This is a genomic window from Pseudomonas kielensis, assembly GCF_030505375.1.
GTDB classification, from domain to species: domain Bacteria; phylum Pseudomonadota; class Gammaproteobacteria; order Pseudomonadales; family Pseudomonadaceae; genus Aquipseudomonas; species Aquipseudomonas kielensis.
In genome coordinates this window covers 187,413-207,474 of the sequence record NZ_CP130043.1, presented here as the reverse complement: position 1 = coordinate 207,474, position 20,062 = coordinate 187,413, and the positions used below count along the sequence as shown (strand labels likewise).

Annotated in this window: 20 protein-coding genes; 12 read left to right on the top strand and 8 right to left on the bottom strand. The window is 62.8% G+C overall.

Going from position 1 to position 20,062, the window contains the following annotated elements; all coding sequences use genetic code 11:
- Nucleotides 1–55: 55 nt before the first annotated feature.
- From Q1W70_RS01080 to Q1W70_RS01065, 4 genes are all read right to left on the bottom strand, one after another.
- Complete coding sequence (locus Q1W70_RS01080; protein ID WP_302098524.1) at nucleotides 56–940, bottom strand: ABC transporter permease subunit; 885 nt, start codon at nucleotides 938–940, stop codon at nucleotides 56–58.
- Nucleotides 937–1,818 (bottom strand): ABC transporter permease subunit, encoded by an 882-nt coding sequence (locus Q1W70_RS01075; protein WP_166592366.1) that lies wholly within the window; start codon nucleotides 1,816–1,818, stop codon nucleotides 937–939. Before Q1W70_RS01075 ends, Q1W70_RS01080 begins: the two co-directional genes overlap by 4 nt.
- Before the next feature lie 29 nt (nucleotides 1,819–1,847).
- Nucleotides 1,848–2,990 carry a polyamine ABC transporter ATP-binding protein gene (gene potA, locus Q1W70_RS01070; RefSeq protein WP_166592339.1) on the bottom strand — a complete coding sequence of 381 codons (1,143 nt, stop codon included), beginning with the start codon at nucleotides 2,988–2,990 and terminating at the stop codon, nucleotides 1,848–1,850.
- A 236-nt stretch (nucleotides 2,991–3,226) separates the two neighbouring features.
- On the bottom strand, nucleotides 3,227–3,988 hold the full coding sequence (locus Q1W70_RS01065; protein ID WP_302098523.1) for a gamma-glutamyl-gamma-aminobutyrate hydrolase family protein: 762 nt from the start codon (nucleotides 3,986–3,988) through the stop codon (nucleotides 3,227–3,229).
- Nucleotides 3,989–4,269: 281 nt separating this feature from the next.
- Between Q1W70_RS01065 and Q1W70_RS01060 the strand changes: the two genes are divergently transcribed.
- From Q1W70_RS01060 to Q1W70_RS01040, 5 genes are all read left to right on the top strand, one after another.
- Nucleotides 4,270–5,646 carry a glutamine synthetase family protein gene (locus tag Q1W70_RS01060; protein ID WP_166592341.1) on the top strand — a complete coding sequence of 459 codons (1,377 nt, stop codon included), beginning with the start codon at nucleotides 4,270–4,272 and terminating at the stop codon, nucleotides 5,644–5,646.
- 143 nt (nucleotides 5,647–5,789) lie between these two features.
- A complete protein-coding gene (locus tag Q1W70_RS01055) occupies nucleotides 5,790–7,280 on the top strand; it encodes an aldehyde dehydrogenase (protein ID WP_182344071.1) in 1,491 nt (496 codons plus the stop codon).
- Between the two features lie 54 nt (nucleotides 7,281–7,334).
- Nucleotides 7,335–8,618, top strand: coding sequence for an NAD(P)/FAD-dependent oxidoreductase (locus Q1W70_RS01050; protein WP_302098922.1), 1,284 nt, complete (start codon nucleotides 7,335–7,337; stop codon nucleotides 8,616–8,618).
- Between the two features lie 201 nt (nucleotides 8,619–8,819).
- Complete coding sequence (locus tag Q1W70_RS01045; protein WP_027618083.1) at nucleotides 8,820–9,368, top strand: cupin domain-containing protein; 549 nt, start codon at nucleotides 8,820–8,822, stop codon at nucleotides 9,366–9,368.
- A gap of 17 nt (nucleotides 9,369–9,385) precedes the next feature.
- Nucleotides 9,386–10,081: a tRNA (adenine(22)-N(1))-methyltransferase gene (locus Q1W70_RS01040; RefSeq protein WP_182344075.1), complete on the top strand. Its 696-nt coding sequence runs from the start codon at nucleotides 9,386–9,388 to the stop codon at nucleotides 10,079–10,081.
- A gap of 162 nt (nucleotides 10,082–10,243) precedes the next feature.
- Here Q1W70_RS01040 and Q1W70_RS01035 read toward each other — a convergent pair whose 3' ends face one another.
- Nucleotides 10,244–10,561, bottom strand: coding sequence for a DUF2388 domain-containing protein (locus Q1W70_RS01035; RefSeq protein ID WP_166592344.1), 318 nt, complete (start codon nucleotides 10,559–10,561; stop codon nucleotides 10,244–10,246).
- Between the two features lie 189 nt (nucleotides 10,562–10,750).
- On the opposite strand from Q1W70_RS01035, the gene Q1W70_RS01030 reads away from it, so the two are divergent.
- The 4 genes from Q1W70_RS01030 to Q1W70_RS01015 all read left to right on the top strand — a co-directional run bounded on the left by Q1W70_RS01030 (nucleotide 10,751) and on the right by Q1W70_RS01015 (nucleotide 15,051).
- Nucleotides 10,751–11,275 (top strand): DUF3087 domain-containing protein, encoded by a 525-nt coding sequence (locus Q1W70_RS01030; RefSeq protein WP_166592345.1) that lies wholly within the window; start codon nucleotides 10,751–10,753, stop codon nucleotides 11,273–11,275.
- 46 nt (nucleotides 11,276–11,321) lie between these two features.
- A complete protein-coding gene (locus Q1W70_RS01025; protein ID WP_302098522.1) occupies nucleotides 11,322–12,014 on the top strand; it encodes a GNAT family N-acetyltransferase in 693 nt (230 codons plus the stop codon).
- A 471-nt stretch (nucleotides 12,015–12,485) separates the two neighbouring features.
- Nucleotides 12,486–14,708 (top strand): diguanylate cyclase domain-containing protein, encoded by a 2,223-nt coding sequence (locus Q1W70_RS01020; RefSeq protein ID WP_302098521.1) that lies wholly within the window; start codon nucleotides 12,486–12,488, stop codon nucleotides 14,706–14,708.
- The gene (locus Q1W70_RS01015) at nucleotides 14,689–15,051 is read left to right on the top strand and encodes an EAL domain-containing protein (RefSeq protein ID WP_302098520.1); all 363 of its coding nucleotides are present in this window, start codon (nucleotides 14,689–14,691) and stop codon (nucleotides 15,049–15,051) included. Before Q1W70_RS01020 ends, Q1W70_RS01015 begins: the two co-directional genes overlap by 20 nt.
- A 9-nt stretch (nucleotides 15,052–15,060) precedes the next feature.
- Here the strand turns inward: Q1W70_RS01015 and Q1W70_RS01010 are convergent, their stop codons facing one another.
- Nucleotides 15,061–16,011, bottom strand: coding sequence for a class I SAM-dependent methyltransferase (locus Q1W70_RS01010; protein WP_182344082.1), 951 nt, complete (start codon nucleotides 16,009–16,011; stop codon nucleotides 15,061–15,063).
- Nucleotides 16,012–16,108: 97 nt separating this feature from the next.
- Entirely contained in the window at nucleotides 16,109–16,786 is a 678-nt protein-coding gene (locus Q1W70_RS01005) for a type 1 glutamine amidotransferase domain-containing protein (RefSeq protein WP_166592348.1), read from the bottom strand.
- Between the two features lie 164 nt (nucleotides 16,787–16,950).
- Between Q1W70_RS01005 and Q1W70_RS01000 the strand changes: the two genes are divergently transcribed.
- From Q1W70_RS01000 to thpR, 3 genes are read left to right on the top strand one after another with little or no spacing between them, the layout of a single operon-like run.
- A complete protein-coding gene (locus Q1W70_RS01000; protein WP_166592349.1) occupies nucleotides 16,951–17,496 on the top strand; it encodes a cytochrome b in 546 nt (181 codons plus the stop codon).
- A 19-nt stretch (nucleotides 17,497–17,515) separates the two neighbouring features.
- Entirely contained in the window at nucleotides 17,516–18,079 is a 564-nt protein-coding gene (locus Q1W70_RS00995) for a YceI family protein (RefSeq protein ID WP_166592350.1), read from the top strand.
- A 15-nt stretch (nucleotides 18,080–18,094) separates the two neighbouring features.
- Nucleotides 18,095–18,631 (top strand): RNA 2',3'-cyclic phosphodiesterase, encoded by a 537-nt coding sequence (gene thpR / locus Q1W70_RS00990; protein ID WP_166592351.1) that lies wholly within the window; start codon nucleotides 18,095–18,097, stop codon nucleotides 18,629–18,631.
- Nucleotides 18,632–18,656: 25 nt separating this feature from the next.
- Here thpR and ppnN read toward each other — a convergent pair whose 3' ends face one another.
- Nucleotides 18,657–20,030 (bottom strand): nucleotide 5'-monophosphate nucleosidase PpnN, encoded by a 1,374-nt coding sequence (gene ppnN, locus Q1W70_RS00985; RefSeq protein ID WP_166592352.1) that lies wholly within the window; start codon nucleotides 20,028–20,030, stop codon nucleotides 18,657–18,659.
- Between the last annotated feature and the right edge of the window lie 32 nt (nucleotides 20,031–20,062).

Below are 20,062 nucleotides of genomic sequence, written 5' to 3'. Positions count from 1 at the left end.
CGTAAAGCGTGGGTAAAACCGCTGGCGAGCAAGCGTGCTCACTCGCCAGCGGGCATCAGGCCGTAGCGCCGGCCATCGGCTTGGTGGCGGGCTGCCAGGATTCACTGGCGGTCTGGTCCATGGCGTCCTGGATCGCTCGTTTGCGATTGGCTTCGGCCTTGCGGCTGAAGTACCAGACCAGGAAGGTCACCAGCGACACCGCCAACAGAATCAGGCTGGCCACCGCATTGATCTCGGGTTTGACCCCCAGGCGCACCGCCGAGAACACTTCCATCGGCAGGGTCGTCGACCCCGGGCCCGAGACGAAGCTGGCCAGTACCAGGTCATCCAGCGACAAGGCGAACGACATCATGCCGCCGGCCGCCAGCGAGGGCGCGATCATCGGGATGGTGATCAGGAAGAACACCTTCAACGGCCGCGCCCCCAGGTCCATCGCCGCTTCTTCGATCGACAGGTCCAGTTCGCGCAAGCGGGCGGAGACTACCACTGCCACATAAGCGGCACAAAATGTGGTGTGGGCGATCCAGATAGTGACGATGCCACGTTCCATCGGCCAGCCGATCATCTGTGCCATGGCCACGAACAGCAGCAGCAACGACAGACCGGTGATCACTTCCGGCATCACCAGCGGCGCGGTGACCAGGCCGCCAAACAGGGTGCGACCCTTGAAGCGGGTGACCCGGGTCAGCACGAACGCCGCCAGTGTTCCCAGCGCTACCGCGGCAATCGCGGTGTAGCAGGCGATTTCCAGGGAGCGCAGCACCGAGCCCATCAGTTGGCTGTTGTCCAGCAGGCCGACGTACCACTTCACGGACCAGCCGCCCCAGACCGTCACCAGCTTGGAGGCGTTGAACGAGTAAATCACCAGAATCAGCATGGGCAGGTAGATGAACAACAGGCCCAGTACCAGCATCAATCGGGAAAATCCGAAACGCTTCATGCCCGTCCCTCCATCTCTTTGGCCTGGCTGCGGTTGAACAGAATGATCGGCACGATCAGGATCGCCAGCATCACCACCGCCAGGGCGGATGCCACCGGCCAGTCACGGTTGTTGAAGAACTCTTGCCACAGCACGCGACCGATCATCAGGGTTTCCGGGCCGCCGAGCAGTTCCGGAATCACGAACTCGCCCACCACTGGAATGAACACCAGCATGCAGCCTGCGATGATGCCGTTTTTGGCCAGCGGTACGGTGATTTTCCAGAAACTGTTGAAGGTGCTCGAACCCAGGTCGGACGCCGCTTCCAGCAGGCTCTGGTCATGCTTGACCAGGTTGGCGTACAGCGGCAGCACCATGAACGGCAGGTAGGCGTAGACCACGCCGATGTACACCGCGGTGTTGGTGTTGAGGATCTCGATCGGGTGCGAGGTCAGGCCGGTCCACATCAGGAAGCCATTGAGCAGGCCGTTGTTGCTGAGAATGCCCATCCACGCATAGACGCGAATCAGGATTGCCGTCCAGGTCGGCATCATGATCAGCAACAACAGGACGTTCTGCGCTTCCTTGTTGGCCTTGGAAATCGCGTAGGCCATCGGGAAGCCCAGCACCAGGCACATCAGGGTGCTGAGCAAGGCGACTTTCAACGAGCCCAGGTACGCCGAGAGATACAGCTCATCGGCGGCGAGCATCGTGTAGTTGCCCAGGTTGAGCATCAGTTCGAACTTCTGCTCGGCGAAGCTGTAGATCTCCGAGTACGGCGGAATGGCCAGTGCGGCTTCGGAAAAACTGATCTTCATTACCAGGAAGAACGGCAGCATGAAGAACAGGAACAGCCACAGGAACGGCAGGCCGATCACGACTTTGCGCCCACTGGGCAGAAACCGCTGGAACTGCTGAGTGAGTGTGTTCATGCGCGCAGTACCACGCCGCTGTCGTCTTCCCACCAGACGTAGACCTGATCGTCCCAGGTCGGTCGGGCGCCGCGGCGCTCGGCGTTGGCCATGAACGACTGGACGACCTTGCCGCCCGGCAGCTCGACATAGAACACCGAGTGCCCGCCGAGGTAGGCAATGTCCTGCACCTTGCCCCGGGACCAGTTGTAGCGGCCCTCGGGCTTATCGGTGCTGACCAGCATTTTTTCCGGGCGAATGGCGTAGGTGATCGACTTGTCCTGCACCGAAGTGCTGACGCCATGGCCGACGTAGATCGGCTGCTCCAGGTCCGGGCAGTGAATGATCGCGTGGCCTTCCAGGTCTTCCACCACGGTGCCGTCGAAGGCGTTCACGTTGCCGATGAACTCGCAGACCATGCGGCTCACCGGGGCTTCGTAGATGTCCACCGGGCTGCCGATCTGGGCGATCCAGCCCAGGTGCATGATGGCGATGCGTTCGGCCATGGTCATGGCCTCTTCCTGATCGTGCGTCACCATCACGCAGGTCACGCCGACGCGCTCGATGATTTCCACCAGTTCCAACTGCATCTGCGAGCGCAGTTTCTTATCCAGCGCGCCCATCGGCTCATCGAGCAGCAACAGCTTGGGCCGCTTGGCCAGGGAGCGGGCCAGGGCGACCCGCTGGCGCTGGCCACCGGACAGTTGGTGCGGCTTGCGCTTGGCGTATTGAGTCATGTGCACCAGGCGCAGCATCTCCGCGACACGGGCGTCGATCTCGCTGGTGGGCAAACGGTCCTGCTTGAGGCCAAAGGCGATGTTCTGCGCCACCGTCATGTGCGGGAACAGGGCATAGGACTGGAACATCATGTTGATCGGCCGCTCGTAGGGCGGCATGTCAGTGATGTCGACGCCATCGAGCAGGATCCGTCCTTCCGTGGGGCGCTCGAATCCGGCGAGCATGCGCAGCAGGGTCGACTTGCCGGACCCGGAGCCACCGAGCAGGGCGAAGATTTCGCCTTGATGGATGTCCAGGGACACATCGTCCACCGCCGTGGTTTCGTCGAACTTCTTGGTGACGCGATCGACTCGTACCAGCACCTTTTTCGGTTGCTGATGACCCTCAAGAGCCTTCCTGTAAATGCTGGAGGCGTTTGCCATGTGAAACTCCCAACAGGTTTCAGTCGCCGGGCCAATACGGCCTGACTTAATAGTTGATTGCCAAGCGCCAGGTCCCACCTGGAGGTGCTCATGGCGCTTCGGCTTGTTCGGCACCGCCGTCCTGGCTGCCTGGTCGTGCTTGTTGTTATTGCGGTGTGTGGCTATCGCGAGAAACGGGCGCGCGAAGGCACGCCCGCCAGACTCGCGGGGGTAGAAATAAAGGGGTGTGGTTCAGCTCAGCGTGCGTGACGCAACGCCGCCCGTTGCCGGCAAGCGGCACCGAACGCCTGGAAAATCGTCAGGTACGCAGGGTTGTCCAGCACTTGCCATTCCGGGTGCCATTGCACGCCGAGGGCGAAAGCCTTGCTGTGCTCCACCGAGACCGCCTCGATCAGACCGTCCGGCGCGATGGCCTCGGCACGCAGGCCTGGCGCCAATCGGTCGATGCCCTGGCTGTGAATCGAGTTGACCTGGAACGTCCCGGGCAGCTCCAGCGCCGCGAATACACCGCCTGGCTGCACGCTGACCGCATGGGCCGGAGCGTACTGCACCGCCAGGTCCGGGTGATCCGCTTCGCGGTGATCGAGCATGCCCGGCAACTCATGCACCTTCTGGTGCAGGCTGCCGCCAAACGCGACGTTCATTTCCTGGAAGCCGCGGCAGATACCGAGCACCGGAACGCCTGCCGCGATGGCTGCACGCAATAGAGGAAGGGTAGTGGCGTCCCGCGCCGGATCGTGATCCGTGCCGGGAGCGCTGGCCGGGCCCTGATAGTGGAAAGGCTCCACGTTCGACGGCGAGCCGGTCAGCAACAGACCGTCGAGTTGACCGAGCAGGTCGTCGATTTCAGTCAGGTTGCCCAGGGAAGGAATGACCACGGGCAGTCCCAGTGCCGCGACGCTGACAGCACGCAAGTACTTGTCACTGCTGACGTGGTAGGGGTGCGGGCCAATCTGTTTGACGCACGCAGTAACGCCGATCAATGGCTTGAATGCCATTTTTATCACCTCGAAGTTTCACACTTGAACGAGCTTTTCCAGAGCTTAGCCTCGTTGATTTTTTTTAACAACTCTCATGTAAATAATTCTAAACGGCTAGGTCGCTGGAACTCAGATTGGCTGTGGGTTTGCTGGTGTTTGTTCGGTCTCGCCCAACGCGGGTGACCAATAAAATCAACAAAAAAGCCCATTTGTCCGCTATTGACTTCACTTTGCCTTTCGGATTGACTGAGGTCGCGAAAGTGCAGTGAACATAATAATTAACAGCTAATAGGTGCATCATGTCGGTCCCCCTGCGTACCGTTCAACTCAACGAAGCAAACGCATTCCTTAAGAAATATCCTGAGGTTTTGTACGTCGACCTTCTGATTGCGGATATGAACGGTGTGGTGCGCGGCAAGCGCATCGAGCGCACCAGTCTTCATAAGGTCTACGAGAAAGGCATCAACCTGCCGGCCTCGCTGTTCGCCCTCGACATCAATGGTTCCACGGTGGAAAGCACCGGCCTGGGTCTGGACATCGGCGACGCCGACCGCATCTGCTACCCGATTCCCGGCACTCTGAGCATCGAGCCATGGCAGAAGCGCCCAACCGCGCAACTGTTAATGACCATGCACGAGATCGAAGGCCAGCCGTTCTTCGCTGACCCGCGTGAAGTACTGGCCAACGTGGTGCGCAAGTTCGACGACCTCGGCCTGACCATCTGCGCAGCGTTTGAACTGGAGTTCTACCTGATCGACCAGGACAACGTGAACGGCCGTCCGCAGTCGCCACGTTCACCGGTTTCCGGCAAGCGCCCGGTGTCGACCCAGGTCTACCTGATCGATGACCTCGACGAATACGTCGACTGCCTGCAGGACATCCTCGAAGGCGCGAAAGAGCAGGGCATCCCGGCTGACGCCATCGTCAAGGAAAGTGCCCCGGCGCAATTCGAAGTCAACCTGCATCACGTGTCCGACCCGATCAAGGCCTGCGACTATGCAGTCCTGCTCAAGCGTCTGGTGAAGAACATCGCCTACGACCATGAGATGGACACCACCTTCATGGCCAAGCCGTATCCGGGCCAGGCCGGCAACGGTCTGCACGTGCACATCTCGATCCTCGACAAGGCCGGCAACAACATCTTCGCCAGCGAGGATCCCGAGCAGAACGCCGCATTGCGTCATGCCATCGGCGGTGTGCTGGAGACCCTGCCCGCGCAGATGGCCTTCCTCTGCCCGAACGTCAACTCCTACCGCCGGTTCGGCGCACAGTTCTACGTGCCGAACTCGCCGAGCTGGGGCATCGACAACCGCACCGTGGCCGTGCGCGTGCCGACAGGCTCGCCGGATGCCGTGCGCATCGAGCACCGGGTGGCCGGTGCCGACGCCAACCCGTACCTGCTGATGGCTTCGGTGCTGGCCGGTATTCACCACGGCCTGACCAACCAGATCGAGCCGGGTGCGCCGGTGGAAGGCAACAGCTACGAGCAGAACGAGCAGAGCCTGCCGAACAACCTGCGCGATGCCCTGCGTGAGCTGGACGACAGCGAAGTCATGGCCAGGTACATCGACCCGCTGTACATCGACGTGTTCGTGGCGTGCAAGGAAAGCGAGCTGGCCGAGTTCGAGAACTCCATCTCCGACCTTGAGTACAACTGGTACCTGCATACGGTCTGAGGGTTGGTGTGCCTGTGGGAGCGGGCTTGCCCGCGATATCGCAAGCGCGGGCGAGCCCGCTCCCACAAGGATTGCATGGCACATCCTCAAGAGACTGGCATTCAGTCCGATCACAGCCTATTCCCCTGCGTCGAGTCACACCCATGACAAACACTCGCAGCGACTGGGAGCAACGCTTCCAGTCCTTAAGCATCGAAGGCCGCGCCTTCATCGATGGCCAATACCGTCCGGCACTCAGCGGCGCCACCTTCGAATGCATCAGCCCGGTTGACGGGCGCCTGCTGGCCAACGTCGCCAGCACCGATGAAGCCGACGCCAATGCCGCCGTGCTCGTCGCTCGCCAGGCGTTCGAATCCGGGGTCTGGTGCAAACGGGCCCCCGCCGAGCGCAAGCGCGTCCTGATCCGCTTCGCCGACCTGATCCTGGCGAACCAGGAAGAACTGGCGCTGCTGGAAACCCTGGACATGGGCAAACCCATCAGCGATTCCATGGCCATCGACATTCCAGCGACCGCCAACGCGATCCGCTGGAGCGCCGAAGCCATCGACAAACTCTACGACGAAGTCGCCGCCACGCCTCACGATCAGCTAGGCCTGGTGACCCGCGAAGCGTCCGGCGTGGTGGCGGCCATCGTGCCGTGGAACTTCCCGCTGATCATGGCCAGCTGGAAGTTCGCCCCGGCCCTGGCGGCGGGCAACTCGTTCATCCTCAAGCCTTCGGAAAAGTCTCCGCTGACGGCCATCCGCATCGCCCAATTGGCGCTGGAGGCTGGCATCCCCAAGGGCGTGTTCAACGTCCTGCCGGGCTACGGCCACACCGTCGGCAAGGCGCTGGCGCTGCACATGGACGTCGACGTCCTGGCCTTCACCGGCTCGACCGCAGTTGCCAAGCAGTTGCTGATCTACGCCGGGCAAAGCAACCTCAAGCGCGTCTGGCTCGAAGCCGGCGGCAAGAGCCCGAACGTGGTGTTTGCCGATGCCCCGGATCTGCGCGCAGCGGCCCAGGCGGCGGCCAGCGCCATCGCCTTCAACCAGGGCGAAGTCTGCACCGCCGGCTCGCGCCTGCTGGTGGAGCGCTCGATCCGCGAGCAGTTCATCCCGCTGCTGCTGGAAGCGCTGCAAGCCTGGCAACCCGGGCACGCGCTGGACCCGGCAACCCGGGTCGGCGCGGTGGTCGATCAACGTCAGTTGGATAACATCCTGCGCTACATCGCCATTGGCCGCGAGCAAGGTGCCGAGCTGATCGCCGGTGGCAACCGCACCCTGGAGGGCAGCGGTGGCCAGTACGTGGAGCCGACGATTTTCGACGGCGTGAGCAACGCCATGACCATCGCCCGGGAAGAAATCTTCGGCCCGGTGCTGTCGCTGATCACCTTCGACACCGCAGAGGAAGCATTGCAGATCGCCAACGACAGCATCTTCGGCCTGGCCGCCGGGGTCTGGACCCGCGACCTGAGCAAGGCCCACACCTTCGCCCGGGGCCTGCGCGCCGGCAGCGTGTGGGTCAACCAGTACGACGGCGGTGACATGACCGCGCCGTTCGGTGGGTTCAAGCAATCGGGCAACGGTCGCGACAAATCCCTGCACGCCTTCGACAAGTACACCGAGCTCAAAGCCACCTGGATCAAGCTCTGACCTATCAGACAGTCGCGGTGACGGGCCTTTGGCGTGTCACCGCGCGGGAACTCAATCATGCAAAAACATGTAAACAGCTACTACGCCGCCACCCGCAACGAGATCATCGACTTCCCGGTACTCGAAGAGTTGGTGGAGTGCGACGTCTGTGTCATCGGCGCCGGCTACACTGGCCTGTCCTCGGCGCTGTTCCTCAGCGAAGCGGGCTACAGCGTCACCGTGCTTGAAGCCGCCAAAGTCGGCTACGGCGCCAGCGGGCGCAACGGCGGGCAACTGGTCAATTCCTACAGCCGCGACGTCGATGTGATCGAGCAGCGCTACGGCGAAAAGACGGCCCAGGTGCTGGGCAGCATGATCTTCGAAGGCGCGGACATCATCCGCTCGCGCATCAAGCAGTACGACATCCGGTGCGACTACAAGCCCGGTGGCATTTTCGCCGCGCTGAACAAGAAACAACTCAAGGGCCTGGCCGAGCAGAAGAGCGGTTGGGAACGTTACGGCAACCACAACCTGCGCATGCTCGACGCGCAAGAGATCGCCAAGGAAGTCGGGTCCCGTAACTACGTCGGTGGCCTGCTGGACATGCAGGGTGGCCACGTTCATCCGCTGAACCTGGCCCTGGGCGAAGCGGCTGCCATCCTCAGCCTTGGCGGAAAAATCTTCGAGCAGTCGGCCGCGGTGGAAATCACCTACGGCGAACCCATAGTCGTACGCACGGCCAAGGGCGTGGTGCGCGCCAAGTACCTGCTGATCGCCGGCAACGCCTACCTGCCGCAAGACCTCGACAACCGTGTCACCCGCAAGAGCATGCCCTGCGGTTCGCAGATCGTGGTCACCGAGCCGCTGTCGGAAAAAGTCGCCAGGAGCCTGATCAGCAACGACTACTGCGTAGAAGACTGCAACTACCTGCTCGACTACTACCGCCTCACCGCCGACAACCGTCTGCTCTATGGTGGCGGTGTGGTTTACGGTGCGCGCGAACCGGATGACATCGAGCAACTGATCCGGCCGAAAATCCTCAAGACCTTCCCCCAGCTCAAGGACGTGAAGATCGACTACCGCTGGACCGGCAACTTCCTGCTGACCATGTCCCGCATGCCGCAATTCGGCCGCATCGAGAAGAACGCCTATTACATGCAGGGCTACAGCGGCCACGGGGTGACCTGTTCGCACCTGGCCGGCAAGCTGATCGCGGAAATGATCCGCGGTGACGCCGAACGCTTCGACGCCTTCGCCTCTCTGCCTCACATGCCGATGTTCGGCGGCCGCACCTTCCAGGCCCCACTGACCGCCATGGGCGCGGTGTACTACGCGATGCGGGACCGTTTCGGCATCTAGTCTGACGCTCGCCGACGGCCGTCTTGAGGAAGGTCGTCGGTTTTTTATCCGGCCTTTATCCAAGCTGCTGAGCGGTGGGCGGAAAACGTGATTTAATAGCCGCCTTTCACGTCTTCGGGACAGAGGAACGGCGATTTTCGCGACACAAGTCGCCCGCCATCCCCCCACACTACCCTTAAGTTTTTCTCACATAAGGCTGTCATGGACACGGGCTCTCGACTCAAATTAGTACGCGAAAGCTACAAGCTGTCCCAGCGCGAGCTGGCCCGGCGTAGCGGCGTCACCAATGCCACCATCTCCCTGATCGAACAGAATCGGGTCAGTCCTTCCGTCAGCTCACTGAAAAAACTGCTGGAGGGCATCCCCATGTCCCTGGCGGACTTTTTCACCTTCGACCAGCCACCCCGCGAACACCAATACATCTTCCGCGCCAACGAACAGCCCGACCTCGGCCGCCACGGCCTGCGCCTGCTGCTGATCGGTGCCTCCGTGCCCAGCCGCCAGATGCGCCTGCTGCGCGAGCAATACGCACCGGGCGCCAGCTCGGGCGAAGAGCCGATCGTGCACGCCGAAGGCGAGGAGTGCGGGCTGGTGACGCGGGGTACCGTGGAGCTCACCGTGGACGGCCAGGTCAGCGTATTGAACGCCGGGGATGGTTATTACTTTCCGACCACACTGCCGCACCGGTTTCGCAACATCGGCGCGGACGAGGCGGAAATCATCAGTGCGAACACGCCCGCCAACTTCTGATCGCAAGGCGCCGAACATTGAACGAACACACCTTGTCCCTGCGCCTGGAGCGCGTGGCGGCCCATGTGCCAGCCGGTGCGCGCCTGGCCGACATCGGCTCGGACCACGGCTACCTGCCGGTGGCGTTGATGCGCCGTGGCGCCATCACGGCGGCGGTGGCCGGCGAGCTGGCCGCGACGCCGTTTCACTCGGCCCAGCGGACGGTGCGCGACAACGGCCTGGAGACACGCATCAGCGTGCGCCTGGCCAATGGCCTGGCGGCGATCGAGGCGGCTGACGAGATCAGCGCGCTGACAATCTGCGGCATGGGCGGCGAAACCATCCGCGACATTCTCGACAGTGGCAAGGCTCGCCTCAGTGGCCAGGAACGGCTGATCCTGCAACCCAACGGCGGCGAGCAGCCCCTGCGGCAATGGCTGATGGACAATGGTTATTCCATCCTCAGTGAGGAAGTGCTGCGCGAGAACCGCTTCGATTACGAAATCATCGTCGCCGAGCGCGCCGGTCCGGTGAGCTACAGCCCCGAGCAACTGTACTTCGGCCCCCTGCAGATGCAGGCGCGTACCCCGGCCTTCCTGCTCAAGTGGCAGCGCCTGCTGCGTCACAAACAGCAGACCCTGGCCCACTTCACCCAGGCCGGCGCCGCGGTGCCCGCGGAAAAAGTGCAGGACATCACCCGCCAGGTACGCTGGATCAACCAACTGCTGGCCTGAACTATTCCCCGTAGCTGCTACGGGTGTTACGGGTTACGGGTTACGGGTTACGGGTGCGGGGGGAGGCCGGAGGTTGATTAAATGTTTGCTGGGAAATCACAATCAGCGCGCGCCCGCTTGGGTAACGCGCGCTGATCGCGAACTCGCTCCCACCTCAGTGGGTTACTGACCGGGAGAGGGCGGGGTCTGCGTCAGCAGCGCCTGGGCCAGTTCTTCGTCCGTGGCATTGAGGCCGGGATGGTCCTGGCGCATCTGCTTGAGCACCGATTCCAGGTAGGCCCCGCGGATGGTGCCGCCGCTGGCGACGAAGCTGGAGAGGTCATCGCGGGCGGGAACGACGATCTTGTCGTCCTTGAAGGTCGAGTACAGCGACGCGGAGACCCCGGCCGAGGTGGCGACATCCTTGGCGTCCACACCGGCCAGGGCCGATCCGAAGGGCAGGCAGAGCGCAAGCGTTGGAACGAGCAGTAAACGGCGCATGGTGAGTCCTCCAAAAGCGTGAAGCCAACGGGTGTGTCACATACCCATAGGATGCGCGGTACGGCTCAGGAGTTCCGCAGATCCAGCAAGGGCCGGACGCAATGTGGATTAAACGTGTCTGTTGCCGGCACTACGGGCGATAATGCCGGGCAATTCTCCCTTCACCTTGCCAAAGAGCGCAGCCCCCTGATGTTTGAGATCAAGCCGTGGAACCCCGAAACCTTTCGCCAGCAGACGCGCCGCAGCACCCTGATCATTGCCGTACTGTTCATTGTGCTGGCGATGGCCCTGTCGACGCTGGCGGTGATGGTGCTGGGCGAGCCGGGTGGCGATAACTTTCGCTACAACCTCGGCGGGGTGATCGCGGCGGTGGTGCTCAGCGCGGCACTGATGAAACTCAAGTTCTGGTCGCAACCCTGGATGGCCGCTGCCGTCTACGGCTGGCAGCTCAAGCGCAGCCTGATGCGCGTCACCAACGTCATGCACCAGGTCACCGATGCGGTCGCAGCCGGCAACCCGAGCGCGATGAAGCTGCTGCGCTTTTACCACCTGGGGCTGTCGCAGATGCACGAGCTGGACGCCAACTCCAGCAGCCACGCGCAACTGGTACGTGAAATGGACCAGCACAAGGCAGCCATGCAAGCGCTGGGGCTTGAGACCGAACAGACCCGCCTGCACCCCGAGTGGCTGGCGGCACTGAAAACCCAGGCCTGATCATTGTTTGCCTTTTTCCAGGAATTTCCCTCGGAGCCACAGTTTGATGTTTACCCTTAGTCATTTCGCTACCCCGTGCTCCGAGCACGTGACCGACCAGATCCTGCAACTGGTGGTCGACAACCTGACCGACATCAGCAGCATCGCCTTGCCGCCGAGCAACCCGCTGTTTGCCATCTATCAATACGCCGTGGGCTACGAAGTCCACCTCTACCTGCAGGCCCTGAGTGGTACCCAGGGCATAACCGTCGAATTGATCGTCGCGCTGGACGCCGAGGCCCCCTCCAGGGTTGTCGGCTTTTTGCTGTACCTGCCGGTCAAGGATGATCCCCATGCCTGCGGCGTGGCCTTCATGGCCGTGCACGCCAGCCACCGTCGCCATGGCATTGCGCGCGCCATGGTCCAGGACATGCTCGGCCGCTACCCCCATGCCGAACTGACCTGTGCCGTGGCCAAGGTGCCGTACTTCGAGGCAATGGGCTTCCAGGTGCTGGGCGTGCGCGGACCGCAGGTGCTGATGAACACCCACGACCGAGTGACAGATGGCCTGATCGCGGTACTGGATATCGCCCCCATCTACCGCTCCACCGAAGTGCGGCAGATCCACACCTACCTGCTGCAGAAGAACGGCAAGCGGGCGATGCTCGACGCGGAAAAACAGCGCGACCGTCATCTGGATCAAATGACGGCCAAGGCGCGAGTGTTTGTGCAGGAACGGTTGGCGAACGACATCGGGTAGCGAACCACCGAGCCCGTATCGTTCGGTCAAAAAAGAGCCTCAAAGCTCTTTGATGGGGAGAAAGTAGAGCCCCGAGGCTCAAGTCGCACGTGGAACCAGTGGCAAGCTTGATTGGGGTTCAGAGCACTCGCCACTCACGCCGCTGCCGCACAAGACAAGCAGTGGCGTGGTTCCATCCTAGGAAGGTGGCAGGGTGCGCTCAAGTACCATTAGTCGCCTGTGGCTGACCGCTGAGGGTGTGCAACCGATGTATTTTTCATCGGGTCGTCACATCACGGCTATCCTGTGATTTCAAGCCGCGAGCGTCGCGCAGTCCTTGCAGCACTAAAGTGAATAACTGCCGTCATTCACGATCAATCAAGAATATGTAGCGTTTTCGAAGATGGGTTCCTTCCGGTTACGAGGGTTCTTATTGGCGCCCCACACGCAGCCAGGATGCCGGGCGGTGGTGGCAGTGGGCAAGTGACTGCAATGGACACGAGAGTCAGGCGGGCCAGGCGCATTGATGCGCAAGACCTCTTCGTGCAGACCCTGGAGCAATGGGCCGATGCAGTAGTGGTCATCGACGACCAGAGCCGGGTGCTGTTTATCAATGCCGCGGCCGAACGGTTCTGGGGTTGTCCCCGACAGGACGTAGTGGGCAGTCACGTCGACACCCTGTTTCCCGAGACCCTGCGCACAGCCGATGATCCCGGTTCCAGCCGCGACCTGAGTATCCTGGGCAAGGATGGGCAGATGCGCTGGGCGACGCTGTCCGTTTCCCGGATCACCCAGAAGGGCCGCCCCCTCCATGTGGCCTTTCTCAAGGACATCACCCAGACGCGCCTCCAAGACATCGAACACCGCCTGCTGTCGCTCTCGGTCAATGCCACCCGCTCGGCCACCTGCATCGTCGACGCGGCTGCGCGCCTGGTCTACGTCAACGATGGGCTGCTGCAACTGCTGGGCTACAGCCGCGAAGAAGTCCTTGGGCTGTCGCCGCTGAGGTTTTTTGTGCTCGACACCGAGGTCGAGCAGCCGGTGTTGCCTGAACTGGAGCGGATGTTCGGTGGCGAGCCCCATGAAGTCAGCGCCCTGATCAGCAAGCGCAACGACCAACGGCTGTGGGTGCATGTGTCCTCGACCCCGGTGTTCGATGCCTGGGGGCAGGTCGACAACACGGTGATCGTGCTCACCGACATCACCCGCTTCAAATTGCATGAGGTGCTGCAGGACAAGGTGGTCGGCGCGCTGCTCAAGGAGGAGTCGCTGGAAAACGTGCTGACCCTGATGTGCCAGGAAATCGAACGCATCGCCCCGGAAGTCATCGTCTCGATCCTCGGCGTCGACGCCGACGGCATCCTGCACCCGCTGGCCAGCCCTGGCTTGCCAGTGGAGTACTCGCGGGCGATCGAAGGCCTGTCGATCGGGCCGCTAACCGGCTCCTGCGGCACGGCGGCCTACCGGGGCAAACCGGTGCTGGTCACGGACATCAATCACGACCCGCTGTGGGCGGACTACAAGGAGCTGGCCGGGAACGCGGGTTTGCGCGCGTGCTGGTCGATTCCGGTGCGCAACAGCTGCGGCCGGGTGGCGGCGACCTTCGCCCTGTACTTTCGCGAATGCCGCGGGCCCGACACCCTGCATGCGCACCTGGTGACCGCCGGTACGCACCTGTGCATGCTGGCGCTGGAGCGCGAGGAAGCGCGCCAGGCCATTCGCCGGATGGCCTATTACGATGGCTTGACCGGCTTGCCCAACCGCAACCTGCTCCTGGCCAGGGCGCAACGGACCATTGCCGAAGTGGCCAGTGAGCAGGCCGAACTGGCGGTGCTGTTTGTCGACCTGGATCGTTTCAAGCAGGTCAATGATGCCTTGGGCCATGCCGCCGGCGACGAACTGCTGCAAGTCATGGCCCAGCGCCTGAGCAGTGTGCTGCGTGAGTCGGACATCGTCGGGCGCTTGTCCGGGGATGAGTTCGTGCTGGTCCTGCCGCGACGCAGCGCAACCCAAGTCACGCGGTTTCTGGAACGGCTCAAGCGCGTGCTGAGTTTTCCGGCGAGCATTGCCGGGACCTCGGTGGTGTTGTCGGCCAGCATCGGCATCAGCCTCTTTCCCGGTGACGGCCAGGACATGGAAAGCCTGCTGCAGTGCGCCGACATCGCGATGTACCAGGCCAAGCGCGCCGAACGCGGCAGCTTCAGTTTTTTCCTCGAAGAGATGAACCGGATCGCCCAGAGTCGCCTGATTCTGGAGACGGCGCTGCGCTTGGCCCTGGCTGGCGAAGGCCTGGAGCTGGAGTATCAGCCGCAGATCAATCTGCACAGCGGGACCTTGGTGGGCGTTGAGGCGTTGGCGCGTTGGGTCCATCCAACCCTGGGCATTGTCTCGCCGGAGCGTTTCATCCCCCTGGCCGAGGAGTGCGGGCTGATCAATGAGCTGAGCCAGTGGGTGCTGCAAGCCGCCTGCGGTCAACTGGCGCAGTGGCGCGAGCAGGGCCTGACGGTGCCGTCGCTGTCGATCAACCTGTCGCCGATCAACTTTCACAATCTCAATCTGGCGGCGCAGATTACCCAGCAGTTGCAACGCTACGAATTGCAGGCGGCGGATTTGTGCGTGGAGGTCACGGAGGGGGTGCTGCTGTCCAACAGCCCCGGTACCGAGCAGACCTTGAAAGAGTCTGCATGCCCTGGGGGTGCGCCTGGCCATCGATGACTTTGGCACCGGGTACTCCAGCCTGGGTTACTTGCGCCACTTGCCGATCAGTGAGTTGAAGCTGGACAAGAGTTTTGTCGATGACCTGGAGCGCGATGCCTCCTGCCGTGCCCTCAGCGAGTCAGTGATTGGCATCGGCAGGGGCCTGTCCTTGCTGGTGGTGGCCGAAGGCATCGAGCACGCGGCCCAGCGCGATATCCTCAAGGCGCAAGGCTACGAAGTCGGGCAGGGCTTTTTCTTCTCGGTGCCGCTACCCTCGGAGGCGTTCAGGCAATGGTTGCTGGCGTGCCAGGGCATGGTTCCTCCCGTGAGCCACGAAAGCCCGTTGGCGGCGCTGGATTAGTGCCCAGGGCTACGCTGTGCCGTCCGCAAGGGTGAAGACCAACGCCTTCAAGCCGCTCTGCAGATCGATATCCGGAAACTCCGGCGGGTTGTCCAGGCGTTCGACGAAATGCAGGCTCGGGGCTTCGCGGGTGACGCCGTCAATCAGGAAGTCCGCACCGAAGGCCGGGTCGTTCATGCAGGCCAGCACCGTGCCCTGCGGCGCGAGCAGTTCCGGCAGGCGGCGCAGCACCCGTTGATAGTCCTTGGTCAGCAGAAAGCTGCCTTTCTGGAACGACGGCGGGTCGATGATCACCAGGTCGTAGGGCCCGTTATTGATCACCTTGCCCCAGGACTTGAACAGGTCGTGGCCGAGGAAACTTACCTGGCTCAGGTCGTGGCCGTTCAGACGGTGGTTGTCGCGCCCGCGACTCAGGGCGGCGCGGGACATGTCGAGGTTGACCACGTGCTCGGCGCCGCCCTCGATGGCCGCCACCGAGAAGCCGCAGGTGTAGGCGAACAGGTTCAACACCCGTTTGCCTTGGGCATGAGCCTTGACCCAGTTGCGTCCGTAGCGCATGTCGAGGAACAGGCCGGCGTTCTGCTTTTTGCCCAGGTCGATGCGATAGCGCAGGCCGCCTTCGGTCAGCGTCCACTCGTCGATTTCCGGCCCCAGCAACCATTCGGTGGTGCTTTGTGGCAGGTAGCGGTGTTGCAGCAGCAACGTGTGGGCGGTGCTCGCCTGCCACTGGGGCGCCTGGGTGATCTGCAGCAGCATCTGCTGCAAGGCCTGCAACTGCTGCGGCTCGGGTTCCTTGAACAGCGCGACCAGCACGATGCCCTGCAGCCAGTCCACGGTCAGTTGCTCCAGGCCCGGCCAGCAACGCCCGCGCCCGTGAAACAGGCGGCGGGTTTCTTCGGGCGGGGTTGCCAGGGCCGTCAACAGATGGGCGTGCAGGGTGGCGAGGGCGTCAGGGGTCATCGAGCAGGGGCCGGCAAGTCAAAAGGGGCGGCATTTTATACCTAAATGCGCCGCCGGGACTCGCAGCATTGGCCACAAATCCCGCCAGCCATCGGGCTCAGAGTCCCAGGTGCTGCAAGGTCGCCTCGGCCGTCGCTGCCGATGACGCGGGGTTCTGCCCGGTGATCAGGTTGCCGTCGGCCACCACATAGGACTGCCAGTCCTCGCCCTTGGAGTAGTGAGCGCCGTGGGCCTTGAGCATGTCCTCGACCAGGAACGGCACCACCTCGGTCAGGCCGACCGCCGCTTCCTCGGAATTGGTGAAGCCGGTCACCGACTTGCCTTTGACCAGCGGCTGTCCCTGAGCCTGGGTGTGGCGCAACACCCCTGGGGCATGGCACACCGCGGCCACCGGTTTGCCGGCGCCATACAGGGCTTCGATCAGGGCGATGGAGTCGCGGTCTTCGGCCAGGTCCCACAGCGGGCCATGACCGCCTGGGTAGAACACTGCGTCAAAGTCACTCGCCTTGATCTGGGCCAGCGGCTCGGTGTGGGCCAGCGCCTGGTAGGCCACCGGGTCCTCACGAAAGCGCTGGGTGGCCTCGGTCTGTGCGTCGGGGGCGTCGCTCTTCGGGTCGAGCGGCGGTTGCCCACCCTTGGGCGAAGCCAGGGTCACGTTGACCCCGGCATCCTTGAACACGTAGTAGGGTGCGGCGAATTCTTCCAGCCAGAACCCGGTCTTCTCGCCGGTGTTGCCGAGCCGGTCGTGGGAAGTCAGTACCATCAGGATGTTCATCGTGACCTCTGATTGACGTGGATAAGCCCCAGGCCAGCAAGCCCGGGACGTCTAACTATGGTCGCCAGCGCCAGGAATGCCAGCACTAAAGGACCAAGGGTCGTGCGCGCATTTGCGCAAGCGCCAGGGTGGATCAACACTGTAGTGATCGGCACGGAGCACTCATGAACGATAGCTACACCCGCACGGCGGTGTACCTGCACTGGCTGGTCGCGCTGGGACTGGTCGGCACCTTTGCCCTGGGTCTCTACATGCCGGACCTGGCCCTGTCGCCGACCAAACTCAAGCTGTATGCGTGGCACAAGTGGGCCGGGGTCAGCCTGTTCCTGCTGGTGCTGATTCGCCTCGGCTGGCGCTTGAGCCATGCCGCGCCTCCGCTACCCGCCAGCGTGCCGGTGTTGTTGCGGCGGGTCTCGCGGCTGACCCACGGCCTGATGTATGGGCTGATGTTGATCATCCCCCTGAGCGGCTGGCTGATGAGTTCGGCCAAGGGTTTCCAGACCGCCTGGTTCGGCATCTTGCCCCTGCCGGACCTGTTGGCCAAGGACGAAGCCCTGGGCGAGCGGCTACTGACACTGCACCAAAGCCTGAATTACTGTCTGCTGGCACTGGTGCTGCTGCACACTGGCGCGGCGCTCAAGCATCACTTCGTCGACCGCGATGAAGTGCTGCGCCGCATGCTCGCGTTTCGCCAAAAACCTCGCCCCTGACCACCGGCTGGAGACTGTCATGAGCCATCGACTAGCGACCGTCACCCTGGTGCTCACCATGCTCGCGTGTGGCTCGCCGAGTGCGGCGCAGTACCGGCAAGTCAACCCGAGCGCCAGCCAGATCAGCTTCACCTACAACCAGATGGGCGCCCGGGTCTATGGCACTTTCAGCCAGTTCGAGGCGACCATCGATTTTGACTCCGCCAACCCCGCGGCGGCCCGTGCCGGGATCATCATCGAGCTGACCAGCATTGACGCCGGCAACCCCGACGCCAACAGCGAACTGCAAAAACCTGGCTGGTTCGACACGGCGGTCTATCCCCAGGCCCGGTTCGAGTCCAACAACGTCACCGCCCTGGGCGATAACCTGTACCAGGTCGACGGCCAACTGACGCTCAAGGGCCTGACCCGCGAGGTCGGCGCGCGGATCGCCCTGAAGCCGGAAAGCGGCATCGGCATTTTTGACGGCACCTTCATTCTCAAGCGTGGCGACTTCAATATTGGTGATGGCGAGTGGGCGGACTACGGTGTGGTCTCCAACGAAATCAACATCCGTTTTCGGGTGGTGGCGCCCGAGCAGTAAGTGTCGAGGTGGACGATGCACAAGCAACCGGACCTGCCCAGCAAGCGGCTGTTTTTCGCCTTGCCCTGTGAACCGGCGCAGCGCCGGGCCATCGCCCAATGGCGCAATACCCTGGGGCACCTAGAGGGGCGGCCGATTGCCGGGGAGAACTTTCACCTGACCTTGATGTTTCTGGGCGAGGTCGCCGTGAGCGAGCTACCCGGTATTTACGCCGCGGCCGCTCGGGTATGCGTGCCCGGTGAGCCGTTGCGGATCAGGCTCGACCAATTGCAGGCCTGGCACCGCGCCGGGATGTTGGTGCTGGTGCCTGGCGCGCCTGCGCCAGCCTTGCTGCAACGGGTGTATGCCTTGCATCAGGCGATGCTGGCGCTGGGTTTTGCCGATGTGCCCCGGGAGTACCGGGCGCACCTGAGCCTGGTCCGCGACTTTCACGCACCGGTGCCTGAAGCCGACATTGCCCCGGACTTTACGCTCGATGCCCGGCGCGTCGTGTTGTTCGAATCCCACAAGGGACGCTATCGAGCCTTGGCGCAGTGGCCGCTGGAGCCGTGAGCGGCGCCAGCGGCTACAGCGGTGGCTAACTGATGACGCGGTAGCACGGCACGTACGCGGCGCCGCCGGGCAGCTTCATCCGGTGCTGGGCGACAAAGGCCTGCAACAGTTTGTCCAGCGGTTGCATGATTGCCGCATCGCCATGGATCTCGTAAGGGCCATGTTCCTCGATCAAGCGAATACCCATGTCCTTGACGTTGCCGGCAACGATCCCGGAGAACGCCCGGCGCAGGTTGGCCGCCCGTTCATGGGCCGGCAGGTCGAGGCGCAGTTGCAGGCTGGCCATGTTTTCGTGGGTCGGGTCGAACGGACGCTGGAAGCCCTCGTCGATCTTCAGCAGCCAGTTGAAGTGGAAGGCGTCATTGCGCTCGCGGCGGAACTGCTTGACGGCCTTGAGCCCCTGGACCATCTGCCGGGCCACCTGGGCCGGGTCGTCGATGATGATCTCGTAGTGGCTTTGCGCTTCCTCGCCCAGGGTGGCGCCGATGAAGGCATGCAGTTGCTGGAAGTACGGCTCGGCACTGCGCGGGCCCGTCAGGATCACCGGGAAGGGCAGGTCGCGGTTGTCCGGGTGCATCAGGATCCCCAGCAGGTACAGGAACTCCTCGGCCGTGCCGGCGCCGCCTGGGAAAATGATGATGCCGTGGCCGACGCGGACGAAGGCTTCCAGGCGTTTCTCGATGTCCGGCAGGATCACCAGTTCGTTGACGATCGGGTTCGGTGCCTCGGCGGCAATGATCCCCGGCTCCGTCAGGCCCAGGTAACGGCCGTTGGTGATTCGCTGTTTGGCGTGGGAAATGGTCGCGCCCTTCATCGGGCCTTTCATCACGCCCGGTCCGCAACCGGTGCAGACGTCCAGGCTGCGCAGGCCCAGCTCGTGGCCGACTTTCTTGGTGTACTGGTATTCCTCGGTACTGATGGAGTGACCGCCCCAGCATACGACGATCTTCGGTTCGACGCCGGGACGCAGGGTGCGGGCGTTGCGCAGCAGGTGGAAGACGTAGTCGCTGATGCCTTGCGAAGTGCTGAGGTCGATGCGCTGGCTGTCCAGCTCATTCTCGGTGTAGACGATGTCGCGCAGGGCGCTGAACAGCATCTCGCGGGTGCTGGCGATCATCTCGCCGTCGACGAAGGCGTCGGCCGGGGCGTTCAGCAGTTCGAGGCGTACGCCACGGTCCTGCTGGTGAATGCGGATCTCGAAGTCGCGGTAGGCTTCGAGGATGGTCTTGGCGTTGTCGACATGGGCGCCGGTATTGAGAATGGCCAGGGCGCACTGGCGAAAAAGAGAATAGATGCTGCCCGTACCCGCTGCGCTCAGTTGTTGTACTTCGCGTTGGGACAGTGTTTCCAGGCTGCCTTTTGGGCTCACCGACGCATTGATTACTTGTCTTGCTGTCATTCTAAATTCCCTGAGAACGATGGTCGCGAGCC